This window comes from Sphingomonas sp. FG14, assembly GCF_057809675.1.
On record NZ_JBMDKK010000002.1, the window covers coordinates 106,749 to 127,554 of the forward strand.

General features: G+C 69.4%; 20 protein-coding genes and 2 riboswitches. Of the genes, 19 read left to right on the top strand and 1 reads right to left on the bottom strand.

The window, feature by feature from the left end; translation table 11 throughout:
- Nucleotides 1–12 precede the first annotated feature (12 nt).
- The 4 genes from ACODTA_RS08685 (at nucleotide 13) to cobO (ending at nucleotide 6,987) form a co-directional block, all read left to right on the top strand.
- Nucleotides 13–1,050 carry a D-alanine--D-alanine ligase family protein gene (locus ACODTA_RS08685; RefSeq protein ID WP_489065504.1) on the top strand — a complete coding sequence of 346 codons (1,038 nt, stop codon included), beginning with the start codon at nucleotides 13–15 and terminating at the stop codon, nucleotides 1,048–1,050.
- A gap of 77 nt (nucleotides 1,051–1,127) precedes the next feature.
- Nucleotides 1,128–1,365: riboswitch (cobalamin riboswitch) on the top strand.
- Nucleotides 1,366–1,610: 245 nt separating this feature from the next.
- The gene (gene cobW, locus ACODTA_RS08690) at nucleotides 1,611–2,657 is read left to right on the top strand and encodes a cobalamin biosynthesis protein CobW (RefSeq protein WP_489065505.1); all 1,047 of its coding nucleotides are present in this window, start codon (nucleotides 1,611–1,613) and stop codon (nucleotides 2,655–2,657) included.
- Nucleotides 2,657–6,376 (top strand): cobaltochelatase subunit CobN, encoded by a 3,720-nt coding sequence (gene cobN / locus ACODTA_RS08695; protein ID WP_489065506.1) that lies wholly within the window; start codon nucleotides 2,657–2,659, stop codon nucleotides 6,374–6,376. The genes cobW and cobN overlap by 1 nt, the downstream gene beginning before the upstream one ends.
- 2 nt (nucleotides 6,377–6,378) lie before the next feature.
- A complete protein-coding gene (gene cobO / locus ACODTA_RS08700) occupies nucleotides 6,379–6,987 on the top strand; it encodes a cob(I)yrinic acid a,c-diamide adenosyltransferase (RefSeq protein WP_489065507.1) in 609 nt (202 codons plus the stop codon).
- A 146-nt stretch (nucleotides 6,988–7,133) separates the two neighbouring features.
- Here the strand turns inward: cobO and ACODTA_RS08705 are convergent, their stop codons facing one another.
- Nucleotides 7,134–8,033, bottom strand: a complete 900-nt coding sequence (locus ACODTA_RS08705) for an ABC transporter substrate-binding protein (RefSeq protein ID WP_489065508.1) — start codon at nucleotides 8,031–8,033, stop codon at nucleotides 7,134–7,136.
- Between the two features lie 56 nt (nucleotides 8,034–8,089).
- Between ACODTA_RS08705 and ACODTA_RS08710 the strand changes: the two genes are divergently transcribed.
- The 15 genes from ACODTA_RS08710 (at nucleotide 8,090) to cobU (ending at nucleotide 20,777) form a co-directional block, all read left to right on the top strand.
- The gene (locus ACODTA_RS08710) at nucleotides 8,090–9,103 is read left to right on the top strand and encodes a FecCD family ABC transporter permease (RefSeq protein ID WP_489065509.1); all 1,014 of its coding nucleotides are present in this window, start codon (nucleotides 8,090–8,092) and stop codon (nucleotides 9,101–9,103) included.
- Complete coding sequence (locus tag ACODTA_RS08715) at nucleotides 9,097–9,870, top strand: ABC transporter ATP-binding protein (RefSeq protein WP_489065510.1); 774 nt, start codon at nucleotides 9,097–9,099, stop codon at nucleotides 9,868–9,870. Before ACODTA_RS08710 ends, ACODTA_RS08715 begins: the two co-directional genes overlap by 7 nt.
- The gene (locus ACODTA_RS08720; RefSeq protein WP_489065511.1) at nucleotides 9,867–10,559 is read left to right on the top strand and encodes a phytanoyl-CoA dioxygenase family protein; all 693 of its coding nucleotides are present in this window, start codon (nucleotides 9,867–9,869) and stop codon (nucleotides 10,557–10,559) included. The genes ACODTA_RS08715 and ACODTA_RS08720 overlap by 4 nt, the downstream gene beginning before the upstream one ends.
- 27 nt (nucleotides 10,560–10,586) lie before the next feature.
- A riboswitch (cobalamin riboswitch) is annotated at nucleotides 10,587–10,780 on the top strand.
- Nucleotides 10,781–10,923: 143 nt separating this feature from the next.
- Nucleotides 10,924–12,864 carry a TonB-dependent receptor plug domain-containing protein gene (locus ACODTA_RS08725; RefSeq protein WP_489065512.1) on the top strand — a complete coding sequence of 647 codons (1,941 nt, stop codon included), beginning with the start codon at nucleotides 10,924–10,926 and terminating at the stop codon, nucleotides 12,862–12,864.
- Nucleotides 12,864–13,442: a DUF7676 family protein gene (locus ACODTA_RS08730; protein WP_489065513.1), complete on the top strand. Its 579-nt coding sequence runs from the start codon at nucleotides 12,864–12,866 to the stop codon at nucleotides 13,440–13,442. The genes ACODTA_RS08725 and ACODTA_RS08730 overlap by 1 nt, the downstream gene beginning before the upstream one ends.
- A gap of 13 nt (nucleotides 13,443–13,455) precedes the next feature.
- On the top strand, nucleotides 13,456–14,031 hold the full coding sequence (locus tag ACODTA_RS08735) for a hypothetical protein (RefSeq protein WP_489065514.1): 576 nt from the start codon (nucleotides 13,456–13,458) through the stop codon (nucleotides 14,029–14,031).
- Nucleotides 14,028–14,186: a hypothetical protein gene (locus ACODTA_RS08740; protein WP_489065515.1), complete on the top strand. Its 159-nt coding sequence runs from the start codon at nucleotides 14,028–14,030 to the stop codon at nucleotides 14,184–14,186. Before ACODTA_RS08735 ends, ACODTA_RS08740 begins: the two co-directional genes overlap by 4 nt.
- Complete coding sequence (locus tag ACODTA_RS08745) at nucleotides 14,171–14,581, top strand: DUF1636 domain-containing protein (RefSeq protein WP_489065516.1); 411 nt, start codon at nucleotides 14,171–14,173, stop codon at nucleotides 14,579–14,581. The genes ACODTA_RS08740 and ACODTA_RS08745 overlap by 16 nt, the downstream gene beginning before the upstream one ends.
- Complete coding sequence (gene cobT, locus ACODTA_RS08750) at nucleotides 14,578–15,594, top strand: nicotinate-nucleotide--dimethylbenzimidazole phosphoribosyltransferase (RefSeq protein WP_489065517.1); 1,017 nt, start codon at nucleotides 14,578–14,580, stop codon at nucleotides 15,592–15,594. Before ACODTA_RS08745 ends, cobT begins: the two co-directional genes overlap by 4 nt.
- Nucleotides 15,591–16,160 carry a histidine phosphatase family protein gene (locus ACODTA_RS08755; RefSeq protein WP_489065518.1) on the top strand — a complete coding sequence of 190 codons (570 nt, stop codon included), beginning with the start codon at nucleotides 15,591–15,593 and terminating at the stop codon, nucleotides 16,158–16,160. Before cobT ends, ACODTA_RS08755 begins: the two co-directional genes overlap by 4 nt.
- The gene (locus tag ACODTA_RS08760; RefSeq protein ID WP_489065519.1) at nucleotides 16,157–16,876 is read left to right on the top strand and encodes an adenosylcobinamide-GDP ribazoletransferase; all 720 of its coding nucleotides are present in this window, start codon (nucleotides 16,157–16,159) and stop codon (nucleotides 16,874–16,876) included. The genes ACODTA_RS08755 and ACODTA_RS08760 overlap by 4 nt, the downstream gene beginning before the upstream one ends.
- A complete protein-coding gene (locus tag ACODTA_RS08765) occupies nucleotides 16,873–17,874 on the top strand; it encodes a threonine-phosphate decarboxylase (protein ID WP_489065520.1) in 1,002 nt (333 codons plus the stop codon). The genes ACODTA_RS08760 and ACODTA_RS08765 overlap by 4 nt, the downstream gene beginning before the upstream one ends.
- Nucleotides 17,867–18,805, top strand: a complete 939-nt coding sequence (gene cbiB, locus ACODTA_RS08770; protein WP_489065521.1) for an adenosylcobinamide-phosphate synthase CbiB — start codon at nucleotides 17,867–17,869, stop codon at nucleotides 18,803–18,805. The genes ACODTA_RS08765 and cbiB overlap by 8 nt, the downstream gene beginning before the upstream one ends.
- Entirely contained in the window at nucleotides 18,793–20,253 is a 1,461-nt protein-coding gene (locus ACODTA_RS08775) for a cobyric acid synthase (RefSeq protein WP_489065522.1), read from the top strand. Before cbiB ends, ACODTA_RS08775 begins: the two co-directional genes overlap by 13 nt.
- Nucleotides 20,250–20,777 carry a bifunctional adenosylcobinamide kinase/adenosylcobinamide-phosphate guanylyltransferase gene (gene cobU, locus ACODTA_RS08780; RefSeq protein WP_489065523.1) on the top strand — a complete coding sequence of 176 codons (528 nt, stop codon included), beginning with the start codon at nucleotides 20,250–20,252 and terminating at the stop codon, nucleotides 20,775–20,777. The genes ACODTA_RS08775 and cobU overlap by 4 nt, the downstream gene beginning before the upstream one ends.
- Nucleotides 20,778–20,806 lie beyond the last annotated feature (29 nt).

The following is a 20,806-nucleotide window of genomic DNA, read 5'->3' on the forward strand; positions in this document are numbered from 1 at the left end:
AAAGGTGTAGCCATGCCCCATCCCAAGCAGCTCTCGATCGCCGATGCCGACAAGGCGCGGCTCAATATCCTGTTCCTGGCCAAGCACGCGCTGTCCGGCGGCGTGCCCGATCGCGAGGATGGAACCCATGCCGTCTATCATCACGAGATGCTGACGACGCTCCGCGAGATCGGCCTGAACGTGACGCCGGCCAACCGGTATGAGGACCTGTTCGAGCGGCCCGACGCCGATTTCGTCGTGACCCTGCTCAATCGCGGCGGTTTCGTGAACAGCGAGATGCTGGGGCCGTTGCTGCTGCGCCGGCTCGGGCTGCCCTTTCTTGGGGCCTCGCCGATCCTGCGCGGCCTGTCCGACGACAAGCATCTGATGAAATCGGTGGCCGAGCGGCGCGGCGTGCCCGTCACCCCCTGGGCGATCGTCCGTCAGGGGCAGGGCGGGGTGAGCGAACCGGATTTCGCCTGGGATCGGCTGGTGGTGAAGCCCAATGCGTCCTCGGCGAGCTGGGGCGTGAAGATCATCGATAACTGGGCGGAGGCGCGCGCGCACGCCGAAGGCATATTGGCGTCGGGCCATGACGTGATCATCGAGCCTTATGCGCCGCTGATCGATCTGGCCGTGCCCGTTGTCGGCGCGGACGGCCCATGGCTGCTGCCCAGCTTCGGCTATTATCCAACGGCGCGCCCCGGTGAGGTCCGTTCCTATGAGGAAAAGCGCAACCTGGTCGTCACGGCGGACGATCCGCTCGAGCCGGTGGAGGACAGGGACCTGGTCGCGCGGTTGGAAGCGCATGTCCGCGCGCTGCTGCCCGAACTCTGGCCCTTCGACTATGGCCGCTTCGAGTTCCGCGATGATCCAGCAACCGGCGGGTTGCGTTTCATGGAAGTGAATCTCTCCTGCAATCTCTGGTCGCGCAAGACGATCAGCCGTTCGGCGCGCTCGATCGGCGTCAGCCATGCCGGGCTGGTCGAGACCATCCTGGCGCACAGCCTTGAGCGGCAGGGGCTGATCCGCGCCGTGCGGGCGCAGGGCGTGACGACGCGGGTGGCATGATCGCGGGCTCGCATTGAGCGATTGGTTCGCGCGGCGATTTCGCCTATGGCCGCTTTCGAGAGGCGGGCGATGTCCGCATCTCGAAAGATCGCGCCGGTGCCCGAAAGGGCTTAATTCGGGAACACGGTGAGGACGAGCGATCGTCCGAATCCGGGGCTGTCCCTGCAACTGTAAGCGGCGAGCGCGATGCACAGGCGTCCATCCTGATCGGGATGGGCGCAGCCACTGGGCCGGCGCGGATGCGCCATGCCTGGGAAGGCGTGCATCAAGCCTTGACCCGCGAGCCAGGAGACCTGCCGGCGCACCGGTCGCTCTTGCCTTGATCCAGGGGATGGTCTCGGCACGGTCTCTCTCCGTCTGAGCGACGAACCATGCGGCGGGGCCGCATCGGTGCGCGGTTACGGGTGCCTCCGGCGCCCGCCCGTCGTCGCGCGTCGACCGATGCCTTGGCATCGGCACGCCCCGCCATGTCGTTGCACGGCGCCGGGGAGTGACATCATGATTCCGATCGTTCCACCGCGCCAGTCGCCGTCCGCCCGCATCACCGGGGGTACGCGCGCATGAGCAGGATTCCGACCACCGTCATCACCGGCTTCCTGGGCGCGGGCAAGACCACGCTGATCCGGCATCTTCTCCAGAACACGAAGGGGCGGCGGCTCGCGCTGATCGTGAACGAGTTCGGCGATGTCGGCGTCGACGGCGAATTGCTCAGGGGCTGCAACGACGCGGCCTGCCCCGACGAGGATGTCGTCGAGCTCGCCAATGGCTGCATCTGCTGCACCGTCGCCGACGATTTCCTGCCGACCATGCTCAAGCTGCTCGATCGGCCCAACCCGCCCGAACACATCATCATCGAAACCTCCGGCCTGGCGCTGCCCAAGCCGCTGGTGAAGGCGTTCCAATGGCCGGATATCCGCACGCGCGCGACGGTGGACGGCGTGGTCGCGCTGATCGACGCGGATGCCGTCGCCGCCGGGCGCTTCGCCACCGACGAGGCGGCGCTGGCGATCGCGCGCGCCGCCGATCCCTCGCTCGATCACGACAGCCCGCTGGAGGAGTTGTTCGAGGATCAGCTCGCCTGCGCCGATCTCGTCATCCTCAACAAGGCCGATCTGGTCGATGGCGACGCGCTGGCGCGGATCGAGGGCGATCTCTCCGCCGACACGCGCGCCGGCGTGAAGATCGTGCGCGCCGATCATGGCGCCGTCGATGCCGCCGTGCTGCTGGGGCTGCTCGCCGGCGCGGAGGACGATCTCGATACGCGCCCCTCGCATCACGACAGCGATCCCGATCACGACCATGACGATTTCGACAGCTTCGTGGTGACGGGCGGTGAGATCGAGGACGCGGCGCCAGTCGTCGCGGCGATGTCCCGCCTGATCGCCGAGCACGACATATTGCGCATCAAGGGGTTCGTGGCGGTCGCGGGGCGGTCGGCGCGGCTGGTGATCCAGGGAGTCGGCCCGCGCATCCAGCAGCATTTCGATCGTGCGTGGAGGGCGGATGAACCGCGCGTCTCGCAGCTCGTCGTCATCGGGCAGAAGGGGCTCGATCAGCAGCGGATCGCGGCCGAACTGGGCGCCCGACTGAGCGGGGACATCGCCTGATGCACCTGCTGTCCGCCACCCCGGGCACGATCTCCAGCGGCGACGAGGCGATCGACCTTGGCCAGTCGCCGGGGGATATCGTGATCCTGTCGGTGGCGGACAGCGAGCTTGCCTGTTTTTCGCGCGCGGCGGAGGCGCTGCCCGATGCGGGGCCGAGCGTGCGGCTCGCCAATCTGCTGCTGCTCAAACATCCCTATTCGGTCGATCTCCATGTCGAGAGCGTGATCGCGAAGGCGAAGTTCGTCTGCGTGATCCTGCTCGGCGGCAAGGCCTATTGGCCCTATGGCATCGACGAGATCGCCCGCGTCGCGCGTGAACGCGGCATCGCCTTCGCGGCGATCGCGGACGGGCGCGAGGCCGATCCGGCGCTCGACCGCGCCTCGACGGTGCCGCCGGAAAGCCGTGATCGCCTGCGCGATTATCTGCGGCAGGGCGGCGTCGCCAACGCCACGGCCTTTCTGCGCTTCGCCGCGCGCCTGATCGGGCGCGATGCCGGTCCGCCCGACGATCCCGTGCCCGTCGCGGATGCGGGGCTCCATGTGGCGGGGCGCGACCGCCCGACGCTCGCCGACGTTCGTGCGGACTGGGCCCCGGATCGGCCGGTGGCGCTGTTCGTCTTCTATCGCGCGCTGATGGTGGCGGGCACGCTCGACGCGGTCGACGCGATGGTCTCGGCGCTCCGCGAGCGCGGGCTGAATGTCGTCGCCGTCCATGTCCGCGCGTTGCGCGAACCCTTCGCGGTCGACTGGCTGCGTGGCCTGATCGCCGAAACCGCGCCCGACGTGATCGTCAACGCCACCTCCTTCGCCGCCTCGTCGCCGGGGGAGGCGCGCATCCCCGGCATACTCGAAGCGGCGGACTGCACCATCCTGCAGGCGGTGTTCGCGGGGGTGGATGAGGGCAGTTGGGCGGAAAGCCCGCGCGGGCTTGGCCCCCGCGACCTGGCGATGAACGTCGCCCTGCCCGAAGTCGACGGACGGCTGTTCACGCGCGCCATCGCCTTCAAGGCGGCGGAGCGTTTCGATCCGCGCACCGAATGCGGCATCGTCGTGCCGCGCGTCCTGCCCGGCCGCGTCGCGTTCGTCGCCGATCTCGCCGCCGGCTGGGCGGCGCTGCGCCGGACGGCGCCGGCCGATCGCCGCGTCGCGCTGGTGCTCGCCAATTATCCCAATCGCGACGGGCGCGTCGGCAATGGCGTCGGCCTCGATACGCCCGCCAGCGCCGCCGCGATCCTCGCAGCGCTGGCGGAAGCGGGCTATGCCGTGGCGGATGCGCCCGCCGATGGCGCGGCGCTGATGGCGGCCATGCTTTCGGGTGTCACCAACGCGCCGGGCTCGGCCGATCGCGACGGGGATGTCGCGCTGCCGCTGGCCGACTATCATGCGGCTTTCCAGGCCATGCCCGCCGATGTCCGCGCCGCTGTTGTCGATCGCTGGGGTGCGGCGGACGCGGATCCCTTCGTGCGTGACGGCGCTTTCCGGCTCGCGGTCCGCAGGTTTGGCGCGATCGCGGTCGCGGTCCAGCCCGCACGCGGCTATCATATCGATCCCAAGGCGAGCTATCACGATCCGGCGCTGGTGCCGCCGCACGCCTATCTCGCCTTCCATATCTGGCTGAACCGGCATTTCGGCGCGCATGCGGTCGTCCATGTCGGCAAGCACGGCAATCTCGAATGGCTGCCGGGCAAGGCGCTGGCGCTTTCGGAAAGCTGCTTTCCAGAGGTCTGCGCCGGGCCGGTGCCGCAGCTTTATCCCTTCATCGTCAACGATCCGGGGGAGGGGACGCAGGCCAAGCGCCGGATCGGCGCGGCGATCATCGATCATCTGACGCCGCCGCTGACGCGCGCCGAAAGCTATGGCCCGTTGAAGGCGCTGGAGGCGCTGGTCGACGAATATTATCTGGCGGCGGGGATGGATCCGCGCCGCATCGCGCATCTGAAGGGCGAGATCCTGAACCTCGCGCGTGCCCAGGGGCTCGATGCGGATGCGGGCGCCGTCGGCGATGGCGAGGACGCGCTGGCCGCGCTCGACAATTATCTGTGCGAGTTGAAGGAAATGCAGATCCGCGACGGGCTGCATGTCTTCACGCGTTCGCCCGAGGGACGGCTGCGCACCGATCTGCTGGTCGCATTGTCGCGAACGCCGCGCGGGCATGACGGCGTCGGGCAGGCGTCGCTGCTGCGCGCGATGGCCGAGGATTTCGGGCTCGGTTTCGATCCGCTCGATTGCCGGATGGGCGACGCCTGGGCCGGAGTGCGCCCGGATCGTCTGGCGATGCTGTCGGATGCGCCATGGCGGACGGCGGGCGACACGATCGAGCGGCTGGAGCTGCTGGCGGCGATGCTGGTCGAGGGGGCGGAGCCGCCCGGCCCGCGCTCGGCGGCGGTGATCGGCGGCGTCGCCGGCGATCTCGCGGTGCGGGTCGACGCCTGCGGCGTGGCGGAACGGACGGCGCTGCTGGCGGGGCTCGACGGGCGTTTCATCCTGCCCGGCCCGTCGGGCGCGCCGACGCGCGGGCGGCCCGACGTACTGCCCACGGGCCGCAATTTCTATTCGGTCGATACACGTTCGGTGCCCACCGCGACCGCATGGGATCTGGGCTGGCGATCGGCGCAATTGCTGGTCAAGGATTACCTCCAGCGCGAGGGCGACTATCCCCGCGCGATGGCGCTGTCCGCCTGGGGCACCGCCAATATGCGGACGGGCGGCGACGATATCGCGCAGGCGCTGGCGCTGATGGGCGTGCGTCCGCGCTGGGACTGGACGTCGGGCCGGGTGATCGGGTTCGAGATAATGACGCTCGCCGAACTCGGGCGGCCGCGCGTCGACGTCACCTTCCGCGTCTCGGGCTTCTTCCGCGACGCCTTTCCCGAACAGATCGACCTGCTCGATTCGGCGGCGCGCGCGGTGATGGCGCTGGACGAGCCGGCCGAGGACAATCCGGCCGCCGCGCGCCATCGCGTCGAAACCGCGCGGCTGGTCGATCGCGGCGGCACGGCAAAAGACGCGGCGCTGCGTGCCGGCTATCGGGTGTTCGGTTCGAAGCCCGGCGCTTATGGCGCGGGTCTTCAGGCGATGATCGACGAGAAGATCTGGCACGACCGCGCCGACCTCGCCGATGTCTATCTCGACTGGGGCAGCTACGCCTATGGCGGGGGCGTCGAGGGCGATGCCGGGCGCGACCTGTTCGCCGAACGCCTGGCCCAGGCCGACGCGGTCGTGCAGAACCAGGACAATCGCGAGCACGACCTGCTCGACAGCGACGATTATTACCAGTTCGAAGGCGGCATCGCCTCGGCCGTCGAGCATCTCTCGGGCAAGCGCCCGCGCGCTTATCACAATGATCACAGCCGGCCCGAACGCCCCGTCGTCCGTACGCTGGAGGACGAGATCGGCCGCGTCGTCCGCGCACGCGTGACCAATCCCAAATGGATCGCGGGCGTGATGCGCCACGGCTACAAGGGCGCGTTCGAGATCGCCGCCTCGGTCGACTACCTCTTCGCCTTCGCCGCGACCACGCATGCGGTGCGCGATCATCATTTCGACGCCGTCCACGCCGCCTTCATCGAGGACGAGGCGGTGCGCGCCTTCATGGCCGAGGCCAATCCGGCTGCGCTGCGCGAGACCGCCGCGCGCCTGGCCGAGGCGCTGGCGCGCGGCCTGTGGAAACCGAGATCCAACAGCGCGGGCATGGTGCTCGCCGAACTGGCAGGAGCATGACGATGGCCGAGCGCACCGAGGAACGGCACGCCGAGAAGATGAGGAAGAAACAGGCCGCCCACGACCGCATCGTCGCATCGAAGACGATCGAGAAGGGGCTGCTGATCGTTCATACCGGCAAGGGCAAGGGCAAGACCACAGCCGCGCTCGGCATGGTCGTGCGCGCGATCGGCCATGGCAGGAAGGTGGGCGTCGTCCAGTTTGTGAAGGGCGCGATGGCGACCGGCGAGAAGCAGGTGTTCGACGCCTTCCCCGACTTGATCGAGTTCAAGCCGATGGGCGAGGGCTTCACCTGGGACACGCAGGATCGCGCGCGCGATATCGCGGTGGCGCGCGCTGCGTGGGAGGAAGTGAAGCGGATGATCGCCGATCCGTCCTACGCCATGGTGGTGGCGGACGAGCTGAACATCGTGCTGCGCTACGATTATCTGCCGCTTGACGAGGTGATCGCCGCGCTCGGGGAAAAACCGGAGATGACGCATGTGATCGTCACCGGCCGCAACGCGCCCGATGCGCTGATCGAAATCGCCGACCTCGTGACCGAGATGACGCTGATCAAGCATCCTTTCCGCGAACAGGGCGTGAAGGCCCAGGCCGGAATCGAGTTTTAAGGCGGATGGTTCTGGAAAGACCCGCTCATCCTGAGGAGCCGCTGAGCGAAGCCGAAGCGGTGTCTCGAAGGATCCGCCGCGGCACCCGTCCTTCGAGACGGGGCTTCGGCTTCGCTCAGCCCCTCCTCAGGATGAGCGGCGCTTGTTCAATCGATTTGCGCCGGGACTTGCCGATGCGCCGCGATCTGATCGGCGAGGCTGCGCGCCGCCCGGACATAGGCGGGGCTGCCGCACACCGTCCATGCCTGGGGGATGCTCAGCCGGGGAATGTCGTTCAGCGCGGGATGATGCAGCATCTCCGTGCCCTGATCGGTCACCCGGTCGGTCGCGCTCTCGACGATCAGGTAATCGGGCCGTGCCGCGACCATCTCCTCCAGCGACAATTGCGAGAGCGCGGGCTTGTCGAGCCGGGCCGCCAGGTTGGTGAGGCCGGTGCGCGTCATGACATCGTCGATCAACGTGCCCGTGCCCGTCATATAGCCGCGCCGCTGGTAATAGGCGGCGACGCCGGCGTTCGCGGATTTCGGCAGCGCGGCCAGATCGCGATCCATGCGCGCGATCAGCGCCTCGCCGCGCGCGACATGGCCGACCGCCGCCGCGACCTCGCGGATCTGCGCGACGATGTCGGGATAGCCGGCGGCCGATTTGAGATCGAGCACGGTGTAGTCGCGCTGCGCAACCGCCGCCATCATCCCGCCGCGCTTCGCGGGAATGCCGATGATCAGATCGGGATCGAGGACGAGCAGTTCCTCAGCCGAGGTGCCCATGATGTTCAGTCCCGCCGCCCTGGCCGCCGCCGCCGACATGTCGGGATCGGCGGCATTGCGGGTGAGGCCGGCGATCTGGTCGCGATCGGCGAGTTCGAGCAGATACTGGTCCGCGCACAGATTGAGCGACACGATCCGCTGCGGGCGTTTCGCGGGCGCGCGGTCCGGCATGGCCCATGCCATCGCGGCGGCCGACGCCGCGACGATGATGGCGGAAAGGCCCAGAAGCGCAGGGCGGGAGGCGATGCGGGAGGCGATGCTGGAGGCGGGGCGCGGCATAGGTCCGCATGCCTTATCAGCATGATCGCAGGGCACAAGCGCGCGGGTGAACGGTCATGGTGACGGCCATATCGCGCCTCGTTCCGCCGCGTTCGGTGCTGCTCGCCGGGCTGATCGCGCTGATCCTGCTCGCCGCGACGGCGTCGCTGATGCTGGGCGCGGTATCGCTCGCGCCGGCACGGATCTTCGCGGCGCTTGCCGGGCGGGGCGATCCGATCGCGACCGCGATCCTGTTCGACCTGCGCATGCCGCGCACGCTGCTGGGCCTGGCCGTGGGCGCGATGCTCGGGCTCGCCGGCGCCGCCTTGCAGGGCTATCTGCGCAATCCGCTCGCCGAACCGTCGGTGCTCGGCGCGTCCAACGCGGCGGCGCTGGGCGCGGTCTGCGCGATCTATTTCGGGCTGGCCGAACTTCACCCCGTCATGCTGCCGCTGCTGGCGATCCTGACCGGCCTGGGGGCGCTGGCGCTGCTGTTCGTGCTGGCGGGCCGATCGGAAAGCCCGTTGACCCTGATCCTTGCCGGCATCGCGGTCGCGACGCTCGCCTCGGCCGCGATCAGCCTGTCACTCAACCTGTCGCCCAATCCCTTCGCCGCGATGGAGATCATGGCGTGGCTGATGGGATCGATCGAGAACCGGTCCTACCACCATGTCTGGGTGGCGCTGCCCTGCATCGTCATCGGCGCGGCGCTGCTGCTGGCGGATGGCCGCGCGCTCGATGCGCTGACCTTGGGGGAGGACGGCGCCCGCGCCCTGGGCGCGGACCTGCGGGTGACGCGCCTGCGCCTGCTGCTGGGCGTCGCGGTCGGGGTTGGCGGCGCGGTCGCCGTGTCCGGATCGATCGGCTTTGTCGGGCTGATCGTGCCGCACCTGATCCGCCCGCTCACCGACCGCAGCCCCTCCGCGATCCTGCTGCCCTCCGCGCTTGGCGGCGCGGCGCTGCTGACCCTGGCCGATATCGGCGTGCGGCTGATCCCGACCAACGCCGAACTGAAGCTGGGCGTGGTGACCGCCTTTCTCGGCGTGCCGGTCTTCCTTGTCTATCTCATGAGGGAGCGCCGCTTATGGTGACCATCTCTCTCGACGCGGCATGTGTCCGGCTCGGCCGGCGGCTGGTGGTGGACGGCGTGTCGGCCCGGCTCGACGCCGGCGCGCTGGTCGGCATCATCGGGCCGAACGGCGCCGGCAAGTCGACATTGCTGCGCGCGATGCTCGGACTCGTCCCGCTGGCATCCGGCGCGGTCGCGATCGATGGCGAGGCCGTGCCCGCGATGCGCCGTGCCGCCATCGCCCGCAAGCTCGCCTATCTGCCGCAGGGCCAGCTTCTTCATTGGCCGCTGACGGTGGAGCGGCTCGTCTCGCTCGGCCGGCTGCCGCATCTGGCGCCGATGTCCGCCATGTCGCCGGCCGATATCGCTGCGGTCGAGCGCGCGATCGAACGCGCCGACGTCGCCGGGCTGCGCGGCCGGGTGGCCACCGAATTGTCGGGTGGCGAGCGCGCACGCGTGCTGCTGGCGCGGACGCTGGCGGTGGAGGCGCCCGCGCTGCTGGCGGACGAGCCGCTCGCCTCGCTCGATCCGGGGCACCAGATCGACGTCATGGCGCTGCTCCAGCGCGAGGCGCGCGCCGGGGCGCTGGTGGTGACGGTGCTCCACGATCTCACCATGGCGGCGCGCTATTGCGATCGCCTGCTGCTGATGGATCGCGGCGTGCTCGTCGCCGACGGCGCGCCGCTCGACGTGCTGACCGCCGAACGCCTGCGCAGCGTCTACGGCATCAGCGCGATGATCGACCCGCCGATGATCGTGCCCATCGCCCGTTCGCCGGAGCCCGCATGATGCAGGACCAATTCGCCGCGCAGGGCTTCTGTGCCGTCAAGCTGTTCGATCCCGACATGGTTCGCGCGGCACAGGACGATATCGTCGAACTGGTCGATCGCGTGGCCGGTGCGCTGTATATGCCGGCGGATCGCAGCCTGCCCGGCGCGCCGCTCGCCGACCGGCTCGATCGCATCGCCGCCGTCGAGCAATCCTATGCCAATCTGCTGCGCGTCGCCATCTGCACCGATGCGCATCGCGGGCCGCGCCTCGCCGCGCTCGCGGGCAGCCCCCCGCTGATCGAGACCGCCGCCCGGCTTGCCGGCCGCCCGATCGACGGATCGGTCATGCGCGTGCGCGCCAGCATCGCCGCCTTCCCCGAGCATCGCCATGACTGGCATTCGGATGTGGCGATCGACGACGGCACGAGCTGCGGACGCGTCCGCGTCACCGCCTGGATCCCGTTGAGCGATGCCGGCCCGGACAATGGCGGGCTGGAAGTGGTGCCGGGCAAACGCGCCGCGCCCTTCGAGCACCGGCGCGACGGCGGTTTCGCGATCCCCGCGGAGACGCTGGCGGGCCTGCCGCGCATCCAGCCCGATTGCCCGGCCGGCACCGTGTTGTTCCTCGACCGGTTCACGCCGCACCGCACCTTGCCGGTCCTGAATGCCGCGCGTTTCGCGCTCGTCATCTGGTTCAAGGCGGGATGAGCGTTGACGCACCGCAGCATCGGATTTAATGCCGGGCCTGCGACAGGTTCCCCGGGGACGGGGATGAAAAGGGAACGGGGTTCGAGACCCCGGCTGCCCCTGCAACTGTGAGCGGTGAGCCATCGGGCCATATGCCATTGGGATCCCCAGGATCCTGAGAAGGCGGCCCGAACCGGCATTGACCCGCAAGCCAGGAGACCTGCCCGTCGCGGTCGTCTTTCGCGCGGACAGGGTGTGCCGAGCGGACGGGGGTCAACCCGAGCGACGACATGCACGGACCGCGTTTTCGCGGGGGTCGAGGCATGCCCGTTCGGCAGCACGATTCCGCTTGAGCGCGGCCCATTTGTCCGGGGTACGCCGCTCAATGCTGAAGTCCATTTCGTTTCTCCCACTCCTGTTCTCGACCGCCGCCTATGCCCAGGTCGAGGCTCCATCCCCCGCCGATGATGGCGATGAGGCGATCGTCGTCACCGCGACGCGGCTGCCCGTCACCGCCGATCAGGTGCCGGCGTCGCTGACCGTGATCGACAAGGCCGCGATCGACGCCTCGCAGGCGGTGATCGTCTCCGATCTGCTGGTGCGGACGCCGGGCATCACGATCACGCGCAACGGCGGCTATGGCACGTCGACGGGCATCCGCATCCGGGGCGCGGACAGCGATCAGACCGTGGTCGTCATCGACGGCGTCAAGCTGAACGATCCCTCGTCCACGGGCGGCGGCTATAATTTCGCCAATCTGATGGTCGGCGATACCGCGCGGATCGAGATATTGCGCGGGCCGCAGTCGATCCTGTGGGGCAGCCAGGCGATCGGCGGCGTCGTCAATGTCGTGACCGCCCTGCCCGAACGCGCGCTGGAAGCGAGCTTCGACGTCGAGGCGGGATCGCGCGAGACGGTGAGCGCCCGCGCGGGCATCGGCGGGGTCGCCGGTCCCTTGCGCTGGCGCGTCTCCGGCTTCAGCTTCGTCACCGACGGCATCAGCGCGCTTTCGCCCCGGCTGGGCGCGACCGAGCGCGACGGCTATCGCAATCGCGGCGGCAATGCCCGCTTCAACCTCGATCTGGGCGGCGGCGCGATGATCGACCTGCGCGGCTCCTACGCATCGGGCCGCGTCGATATCGACGCGACCACGGGCGATACGCCCGCCTTCAACCTGAACGAGGAGATGTTCGGCTATGCCGGCGTCGTCGTGCCGCTGTTCGACGGCCGGCTCGTCAATCGCTTCGCGATCTCCGCCACGCGCACCGATCGCGACGGCTTCGATCCGCGCCGCGCGCGGCCGCGCAATCTGGACAGTAATGGCTGGCTCGAACGCTATGAGTATCAGGGCACCGCAACGATCGCGGAGGGCTGGCAGGCGACCTTCGGGCTCGAGCGCGAGGAAAGCCGCTTCCGCAACTATGCGACGATACCCGCCAGCCCGACCACGGCCATTCCCGCGCCGATCCGCGCCAATGCCCGGCTCGACAGCGCCTATGCCCAGCTTTCCGCGCGGATCGTCGCTCCGCTGACGGTGAATGCGGGCGTGCGCCATGACGATCACGATCGGTTCGGCGGCAATACCGTGTTCGGTGGCGGCGCCGTGCTGTCGCTGTTCGACGAGCGGACGCTGATCCGCGCAAGCTATGGCGAGGGTTTCAAGGCGCCGACCTTGTATCAGCTCGGCAGCCAGTACGGGAATTCCGCGCTGCGCCCCGAAACGTCGAAGGGCTGGGAGGTCGGGGTTGAGCAGCGCCTGTTCGATCGCGCGCTCACGCTCTCCGCCACATATTTCGATCGCAACGCGCGCGACCTGATCGTCTTCTACAGTTGCTCGGGCGCGCCGGCCGGGCTTTGCCTGGTGCCGGGTTCCGCCACCGTCGGGCGGCTCGGCTATTACGACAATGTCAGCCGCACGAAGACGCGCGGGGTGGAACTGGGCGGCGCACTGGATCTGGGCGGTCTTTCGCTCGCCGCCAATTATAGCTGGATCGACGCCGAGAACCGCTCGCCCGGCGCGCTGTTCGGCAAGGCGCTCCGGCGATTGCCCGCGCATAGCGCCAATGCGGAGGCGAGCTATCGCTGGGACTTCGGCCTGTCGCTGGGAGCGGCGCTCCGCTGGTCGGGCGATGCGTTCGAGAACGAGGCCAACAGCGTGGTGCTGCGCGACTATACGCTGGTCGACCTGCGCGCTTCGATGCGGCTGACTGACAGCTTCGAGCTCTATGGCCGCGTCGAGAATCTGTTCGACCGGTATTACGAGACCGCGCTCAACTATAATTCGCTCGGCCGATCGATCCATGCCGGCATCCGGGGGCGCTTCTGATGGACGCGCTCGCACCCCATGCCCCGATCGAGAAGCGCGTCGCCGTGGTGAACGGCCGGACGGAGGAGGTCTGGCCGCTCTCGCGCGACGAGCAATTCCTGTTCGCGCTCTACACCGAACTGTTCGACGATCATTGGGACAAGCTGACCTGGGGGCCGCTGATCCCCGGCGCCGCCTATGAACTCAAATGTCCGGGCAAGCCCGAACGCATCTCGCTGTCGGCGGGCGGTTATCTGACCATCCATTGGGGCGCCAGGGGGCATTTCCATCTCTGCCTCGCCGCCAAAAGCACGAGCGATCCGGTGCTCGCGGCGCGCCGCAGCCCCGGCCGCGTCGAGCTGTACCGGCGTCTGGATGGAGACGGATATCCCATCTCCTGGGGCATCCGCATGTTCAACGGGCATGACGAGCCGCAGATCACGATCTTCCTGCCCAATCCCTTCCTGAAACCCGAGGACCGCATCGCCGAAACGCCCGACTGGGACCGGCTGGCGCTGTGGGACGATCTGTTTCCGCGCCTGACCGGCAGCCCGACCGATGGTCGGGACCGGCTGGGCAAGGGCTATGCGAAAAACTGAGCGGAGAATGACGATGACGATCAATACCGAAAGCCGTCTGCCCCGGAGCCCTTTGGCACAGCGCGGCGCCTCCACCATCTGGATCATGTTGCTGACCGTGGCGAGCACCGTCACGACGCTCCTCCTGTCCTGCGCGACGCCGTTTCCCGCGCTCGCCGCGCTCGCCGCCGTCCATATGCATCGGCGTGACGGCATGACGTTGATGGGGCTCGCCTGGCTCGCCAGCCAGCTCACCGGCTTCCTGATCCTGGGTTACGAGATGAAGGAGACCACGACGGGCTGGGCAATCGGCCTGGCGGTCGCCGCGCTGGGCTCCGCCGCCGGCGCCTATGCCGCGCTCGATCGCCTGGGCGGCAGATCCATCGCGCTGCGGCTGGCCATCGCCTATGGCGTGGGCTTCGTCGCCTTCAAGCTGGTGATCCTGGCCTTTTCCGTCTGGCTGGGCGGCGTGGCGACGGCGCTCGATCCGGACATTCTCGCGCGCCAGTTCCTGCGCAACGGCGCGATCCTGATCGGCTTGTTCGCGCTGTATCACGGCCTTGTCGCGCTGGGCGTGCCCGCCGCGCGTGGCCGGGCTGCCGCCGCATGACCGGCCATTCGCCCGACGCGGCATTGCTGCGCCGGGTCGCCGTGCTGGAGGCGGAGAATGACCGCCTCCGGCGCGTGGTCGAAACGCTGCGCGCCGATCGGCAGACGGCGCATGATCTGGTGCGTCAGGAGGTGAAGCGATGCTCCGGCGTGTAGAGGATGGGCCGGCGGTGGTCGCCTGCAGCACCTGCCGGCACGCGCGCGACGCGCGTGAGGATGGCGAAGGGCGGCGTGGCGGCGCGCGCATGGCCGAAGCGCTTCGGACGGTGAAGGCGTCCGATCCCCGCTATGCCGGGATCGCGGTGCAGGACATGCCGTGCCTGTTCGCATGCGGCGATTTCTGCACCGTGCATCTGCGTGCGCCCGACAAGGTCGGCTATGTGATGGGCCGTTTCACGCCCGATGAGGATGCCGCTCGCGCCATCCTCGATTATGCCGTCCAATATGCCGAAAGCGCGCATGGCCGCGTGCCGTTCGCGCTGTGGCCGCAGGGGGTGAAGGGCCATTTCATCACGCGCACGCCGCCGGCCGGCTTCGTGGTGTCGGAATGACCGGCTTCGCGACGGTCGCCGCGTTCGAGGCGGCGCTGGGCGCGTTGCCCGTCATCGATCCCGACGCGGCCGCGGCGGCGCGTGCGCGTCAGGCGCAATTGACCAAGCCCGCCGGTTCGCTCGGCCGGCTGGAGGATATCGCGATCTTCCTCGCCGGCTGGCAGGGGCGGGCACTGCCCGCGATCGATCGCGCGCGCGTCGCGATCTTCGCGGGCAATCATGGCGTCACCGCGCATGGCGTCAGCGCCTTTCCGCCGGAGGTGACTGTCCAGATGGTCGCCAATTTCGAGCGGGGCGGCGCGGCGATCAACGCGCTGGCGGGCGCGGCCGGGCTTGAACTGGCGGTCGTGCCGCTCGATCTCGATCGTCCGACCGCCGATTTCACGATCGCGCTGGCGATGGATGAGGGCGAATGCCTTGCCGCGCTTTCGGCGGGCGCGGCGGTGGTCGAACCGGGCCTCGACCTGCTCGTGCTGGGCGAGATGGGGATCGGCAATTCGACGGCGGCGGCGGCGCTGTGTGCGCGCAGCTTTGGCGGATCGGCGGCCGATTGGGTCGGGCCCGGCACGGGCATCGACGATGCCGGCATCGCCCGCAAGCGCGTGGTGGTCGATCGCGCGATCGCCTTCCACGCCGCCGCGCCGCTGACGCCGTTCGAAACGCTGCGCCGCGTCGGCGGGCGTGAAATCGCGGCGATCGCGGGGGCGGTGGTCGCGGCGCGCATGGCGCGGATACCCGTCATCCTCGACGGTTTCATCTGCTGTTCGGCGGTGGCGCCGCTGGCGGCGATGGTGGGTGCGATCACCGATCATTGCCTGGCGGGGCACTGCTCGGCGGAGCCGGGCCATCGCCGATTGCTCGACCGGCTCGGCCTCGATCCGCTGCTGGCGCTCGGCATGCGGCTGGGTGAGGGCAGCGGCGCCGCCGTCGCCACCGCCATCGTCCGCGCCGCGCTCGCCGCGCATGGCGGCATGGCGACATTCGCCGAGGCCGGCGTGTCGGACGCCGGATGAGTGGCTTCCTGCTCCATCTTCTCCGCCATGGCGCACCCGAGCGGACGGGGCGGATGCTGGGGCGCACCGATAGCCCGCCGACCGCGGAGGGCATCGCCGCCTGCGTCGATCGGGCGGGCACACTCGCGATTCAGGCGCTTGCCGCTTCCGATCTTTCGCGCGCGCGGCTTGCGGGCGAGGCGCTGGGGGCGGTGCTGGCCTTGCCGGTCGCCATCGATCCGCGCTGGCGCGAGCTCGATTTCGGCGAATGGGACGGCAAGGCGGCGCGCGATCTCGACGCGGCGGCGCTGGCGCGTTTCTGGGATGATCCCGACACATATCCGCCGCCGGACGGCGAAACATGGTCGTCACTGGTCGCGCGCGTGGCGGCGGCGATGGCGGAGCTGCCGCCACGCGATACACTGGTCGTCACCCATGGCGGGGCGATGCGCGCGGCGCTGGCGTGGCTCTGCGGATTCGGTCCGCGTCAGGCCTGGGCGTTCGATCTGCCCTATGCATCGTTGCTGACGCTGCGGGTCTGGCCAGGCGAGCGTCCGTCGGCGCAGATCACGGGGCTGTGCACGTGAAGGGCTTCATCCTCGCGCTGCAATTCCTCACGCGCCTGCCGACGCCGCGGATCAGCGCGAGCGAAGCCGATTTCGCCGCGTCGATGCGCTGGTTCCCTGCGGCCGGTCTGGTGATCGGCGGCTTGGTCGCGGGCACAGCCCGGGCCGGCGGGCTGGTCGATCCCTGGATCGGCGCCTTGCTCGCGCTCGCCATGTGGGTGGCGGTCACCGGCGCGCTTCATCTCGACGGCCTGTCCGATCTCGCGGATGCGGGCGGCGCCGCGCACAAGGATCGCGAACGCCTGCTCGCGGTGCTGGCCGATCCGCATGTCGGCAGCTTCGGCGTGGTCGCGATCGTGCTCCAGCTTGTCGCGAAACTGGTGCTGCTACACGCGGCGATCGAGGCGCATCTGACCTTTGCGCTGATCCTGCTTCCTTTCGCCGCGCGGATCGGGCCGCTGGTTTGGGCGTTGTGGCTGCCGCCGCTCCATCAGGGGCTGGCTGCTCGCTTCCGCGCGGCGGTGCGGCCGGTCGACATCATGGTCTGGACGGTGGCGTTGCTGGCCGCATCCTGGCTGGTCCCCGCGCTGCTTGCCGCGCCCTTGCTGATGCTGTGGTGGGGCTGGCGCATCCGCCGGACCCTGGGCGGGATTTCCGGCGACGGCCATGGCGCGGGCATCGAACTGGTTGAGACCGGCCTGCTGCTCGCGCTGGCGATCGTGGCGCGGTTCGCATGAGCGGGCGCTGGACCGTTCATGGCGGCAGGCTGGGCGCGGCGCGCGCCGTCTATGGCGATGCGGCCGGGCCGTGGCTCGATCTCTCCACCGGCATCAATCCCCATGGCTGGACTCCTCGGGGTGGGCTGGGCGTGGACCCCATGCCCATCGACTGGCGGGCCTTGCCCGACGAGGACGGGCTGGTGGATCTGGAGCGGGCGGCCGCCGGCTTTTTCGGCGTGGATCCCGGCTTCGTCTGCGCGCTGCCCGGCACCGAGATCGGGCTTCGTTTGCTGGGGGCGCTATTGCCCGGCCCGGCGAACCATGTCGCGCCCGCCTATCGTACCCATGGCGAGATCTTCGCCGGGAGCATGGCCATTTCGTTCGACGCGATCGATACGCTGTCGGCGGGCAATCTCGTCATCGCCAATCCCAACAATCCCGACGGTCGGATCGTCGCGCCCCAGGTGCTGGCCGCGCATCTGTCGCGGCTGGCGGCGGCCTCGCACTGGCTGGTCGTCGACGAAGCCTTCGCCGATGCTGTGCCGGAGGTCAGCCTGGCTGGTCTGGTGGCGGATGACCGGTCGCTGGTCATCTTCCGGTCCTTCGGCAAGTTCTTCGGGCTGGCCGGGCTGCGCCTGGGGTTCGTGCTCGGCCCCCGCGCATTGATCGCCCGTTTTCGCGCCGCGCTTGGGAGCTGGCCGGTCTCCGCCGCCGCGCTGGCGATCGGCGTGGCCGCCTATCGCGATCTCGATTGGGCCGGGGAGATGCGCGCCCGGCTGTTCGCCGACGCGGCGGCGCTCGATGCCGTGCTTGTTCGCCACGGCCTTTCACCGATCGGCGCATGCCCGCTCTTCCGTCTGGTCGAAACCGACATGGCGGCGGAATTGTTCGGGCGGCTGGCGCGCCGGGCTATCCTCACGCGCCCTTTCGATCATGATCCGCGCTCGCTGCGCTTCGGCCTGCCGGGCGGTGACGCGGCGCTCGATCGGCTCGATCGGGCGCTCGGCCATGGCTGATCCGGTCGCCTCGCTCGCGCTGGCGATCGACGCGGCCATCGGCTGGCCGCCCGGGCTCTATCGACGGATCGGCCACCCGGTCGGCCTGTTCGCGCGCCTCATCCAATGGGGAGAGCGGCGCTGGAACCAGCCATGGCGCGGATCGGCGTTCCGCCGCTCCGCCGGCATCGCGCTGGTCGCGATATTGCTGCTGGTGGCGGGTGGGGCTGCCTGGGCGCTGCAATATGCGTTTTTGACAATGGCCGGTGGCTGGGGATGGCTGGCGGTGGCGCTGCTGGCGTCGCCCGGGCTCGCCCAGCGCAGCCTGTACGATCATGTCCGTCCCGTCGCGGCGGCGCTCGAGGCGGAGGACCTGCACGCCGCGCGGTCGGCGGTCGGCATGATCGTCGGGCGCGATACCGCCGAACTCGACAAGGCCGGCGTCGCGCGCGCGGCGATCGAAAGCCTCGCCGAAAGCTTTTGTGACGGCATCGCGGCGCCGCTGTTCTGGCTGCTGGCGTGCGGGCTTCCCGGCATCTGGATCTACAAGGCGGTCAACACGGCGGACAGCCTGATCGGCCACCGCGAGGAACGATGGCGCGCCTTTGGCTGGGCGGCGGCGCGGCTGGACGATGTGCTGAACCTGATCCCGGCGCGGCTGGCCGGCATCGCCATCTGCCTGGCCGGCGGGCGCGGCTGGCGCATCATGCTGCGCGACGCCGGCCGTCACGCATCGCCCAATGCGGGCTGGACCGAAGCGGCGATGGCCGGCGTTCTGGGGCTCAGGCTCGCGGGGCCGGTCGCCTATGACGGCGTCGTTCACCACAAGCCGTGGATCGGCGAGGGGGACCGCCCGGCCGGCGCCGGGGAGATCCGGCGCGCGCTTCGTGTCTATCTCCGCGCTTGCCTGTGCCTGTGGGCCGTCGCAGGGGGGATCGCATGGGCGCTGTGATGTTTCAGGGAACCGGCTCGGATGTCGGCAAGTCGGTGATCGTCGCGGGTGTCTGCCGCGCGCTTTCCAATCGCGGGCTGAAGATATTGCCCTTCAAGCCGCAGAACATGTCCAACAACGCGGCGGTGACAATCGACGGCGGCGAGATCGGGCGCGCGCAGGCGCTCCAGGCGATCGCCGCGCGCGTGGAACCGCATAGCGACATGAATCCCGTGCTGCTCAAGCCGCAGGCGGACCGCACCGCGCAGCTCATCGTGCATGGCCGGGTGCGGGGAACGCTGGGATCGGGAAATTTCCGCGAGGCGCGCGGCGCCCTGCTGGACGAGGTGATGGCGAGCTATCGCCGGCTATACGCCGCATGCGATATCGTGGTGGTCGAAGGGGCGGGGTCGCCCGCCGAGATCAACCTGCGCGCGGGCGACATCGCCAATATGGGTTTCGCCCGCGCGGGCGATGTGCCGGTGGTGCTGATCGGCGACATCGATCGCGGCGGCGTGATCGCGGCGATCGTCGGCACCCGGGCGGTGATCGATCCCGCCGACGCCGCGATGATCCGCGGTTTCCTGATCAACAAGTTCCGTGGCGATCCGGCGCTGTTCGAGGACGGCTATCATCAGATCGCGGCGCTTTCGGGCTGGCGGGGCTTCGGCGTATTGCCCTGGTTGCCCGCCACCGCGCGCCTGCCCAGCGAGGATGCGGTGGTGCTGGAACGCGTCGCGCCGCGCGGGGAAGCGCGTAAACGCATCGCCTGCCCGATCCTGCCGCGAATCTCGAATTTCGACGATCTCGATCCATTGAAGCTCGAACCCGATGTCGAACTGGTCATGGTGCCGCCCGGCCAGCCCATTCCGGCTGACGCCGCGTTGATCGTGCTGCCCGGATCGAAGGCGACGATCGCCGACATGGCGGCGCTCCGCGAACAGGGCTGGGATATCGACATCCGCGCGCATCGCCGTCGCGGCGGCGCGATCCTGGGCCTGTGCGGCGGCTATCAGATGCTGGGCACGCGCATCGCCGACCCGGAGGGGATAGAGGGGCCGGCGGGCATGATCGACGGGCTTGGGCTGCTCGACGTCCAGACCGTGCTGGGGCCGGCCAAGGCGCTGCGCGCGGTGGCGGGAACGGCGCTTGGCGCCCGGTTCGACGGTTATGAGATGCATATGGGCGAAACCACCGGCCCCGATGCCGCGCGCCCGTTCGCGCTGTTCGACGACGGCCGCCGCGATGGCGCGATCAGCGAAGGCGGGCTGGTGATGGGAAGCTATGTTCACGGCCTGCTTGCCGATGCGGCGCAGCGGTGCGCGTTGCTGGCGCGGATTGGCGTGGCGGGGGCGGGGGGCGATTATCGCGCCTCGGTCGACGCCGCGCTCGACGAGATCGCCGGCGCGCTGGAAGCGCATCTCGATATCGACGCGATGATCGCGCTTGCGGGGGAGGCGGCGGCATGAGCGCCGGAACGCTGTTCGTGCTGGGTGGGGCGCGATCGGGCAAGAGCCGCTATGCGCAGGCGCGCGCCGAGGCCATGACGGGCGAACTGGTCTTCGTGGCGACGGGGCAGGCTTTCGATGCCGAGATGACCGACCGCATCGCGCGCCATCGCGCCGATCGCGGCGATCGCTGGGTCACGGTGGAGGCGCCGCTCGAACTGGCCGACGCCATCGCGGCGGAAAGCGCGCCGGGCCGGATCCTGCTGGTCGATTGCCTGACGCTCTGGGCGTCGAACCTGATGCTCGCCGATCGCGACGTCATGGCCGAGGCGGCGGGACTGGTGCGCGCGATCGCCGCCGCGCCTGGGCCGGTGATCCTCGTCGCCAATGAAGTTGGGCTGGGGATCGTGCCGGACAATGCGCTGGCGCGGCGCTTTCGCGATGTCGCCGGCACCGTCAATCAGGCGGTTGCCGCATGCGTGGGGGAGGCGGTGTTTGTCGTGGCGGGGCTGGCGATGCCGCTCAAATCCACGCCTGGTTCTTGATATCGCGTCATTTCATCGAAAATCAGGTC

Coding starts and splice junctions, on each gene's coding strand:
- ACODTA_RS08725 (WP_489065512.1), top strand. CDS start 10,924: ATGCTGAAGTCCATTTCGTTTCTCCCACTCCTGTTCTCGACCGCCGCC.
- ACODTA_RS08775 (WP_489065522.1), top strand. CDS start 18,793: ATGGGCGCTGTGATGTTTCAGGGAACCGGCTCGGATGTCGGCAAGTCG.
- ACODTA_RS08715 (WP_489065510.1), top strand. CDS start 9,097: ATGGTGACCATCTCTCTCGACGCGGCATGTGTCCGGCTCGGCCGGCGG.
- cobW (WP_489065505.1), top strand. CDS start 1,611: ATGAGCAGGATTCCGACCACCGTCATCACCGGCTTCCTGGGCGCGGGC.
- cobT (WP_489065517.1), top strand. CDS start 14,578: ATGACCGGCTTCGCGACGGTCGCCGCGTTCGAGGCGGCGCTGGGCGCG.
- ACODTA_RS08710 (WP_489065509.1), top strand. CDS start 8,090: ATGGTGACGGCCATATCGCGCCTCGTTCCGCCGCGTTCGGTGCTGCTC.
- ACODTA_RS08730 (WP_489065513.1), top strand. CDS start 12,864: ATGGACGCGCTCGCACCCCATGCCCCGATCGAGAAGCGCGTCGCCGTG.
- ACODTA_RS08745 (WP_489065516.1), top strand. CDS start 14,171: ATGCTCCGGCGTGTAGAGGATGGGCCGGCGGTGGTCGCCTGCAGCACC.
- ACODTA_RS08705 (WP_489065508.1), bottom strand. CDS start 8,033: ATGCCGCGCCCCGCCTCCAGCATCGCCTCCCGCATCGCCTCCCGCCCT.
- ACODTA_RS08720 (WP_489065511.1), top strand. CDS start 9,867: ATGATGCAGGACCAATTCGCCGCGCAGGGCTTCTGTGCCGTCAAGCTG.
- ACODTA_RS08740 (WP_489065515.1), top strand. CDS start 14,028: ATGACCGGCCATTCGCCCGACGCGGCATTGCTGCGCCGGGTCGCCGTG.
- cobU (WP_489065523.1), top strand. CDS start 20,250: ATGAGCGCCGGAACGCTGTTCGTGCTGGGTGGGGCGCGATCGGGCAAG.
- ACODTA_RS08765 (WP_489065520.1), top strand. CDS start 16,873: ATGAGCGGGCGCTGGACCGTTCATGGCGGCAGGCTGGGCGCGGCGCGC.
- cobO (WP_489065507.1), top strand. CDS start 6,379: ATGGCCGAGCGCACCGAGGAACGGCACGCCGAGAAGATGAGGAAGAAA.
- ACODTA_RS08755 (WP_489065518.1), top strand. CDS start 15,591: ATGAGTGGCTTCCTGCTCCATCTTCTCCGCCATGGCGCACCCGAGCGG.
- ACODTA_RS08685 (WP_489065504.1), top strand. CDS start 13: ATGCCCCATCCCAAGCAGCTCTCGATCGCCGATGCCGACAAGGCGCGG.
- cobN (WP_489065506.1), top strand. CDS start 2,657: ATGCACCTGCTGTCCGCCACCCCGGGCACGATCTCCAGCGGCGACGAG.
- cbiB (WP_489065521.1), top strand. CDS start 17,867: ATGGCTGATCCGGTCGCCTCGCTCGCGCTGGCGATCGACGCGGCCATC.
- ACODTA_RS08735 (WP_489065514.1), top strand. CDS start 13,456: ATGACGATCAATACCGAAAGCCGTCTGCCCCGGAGCCCTTTGGCACAG.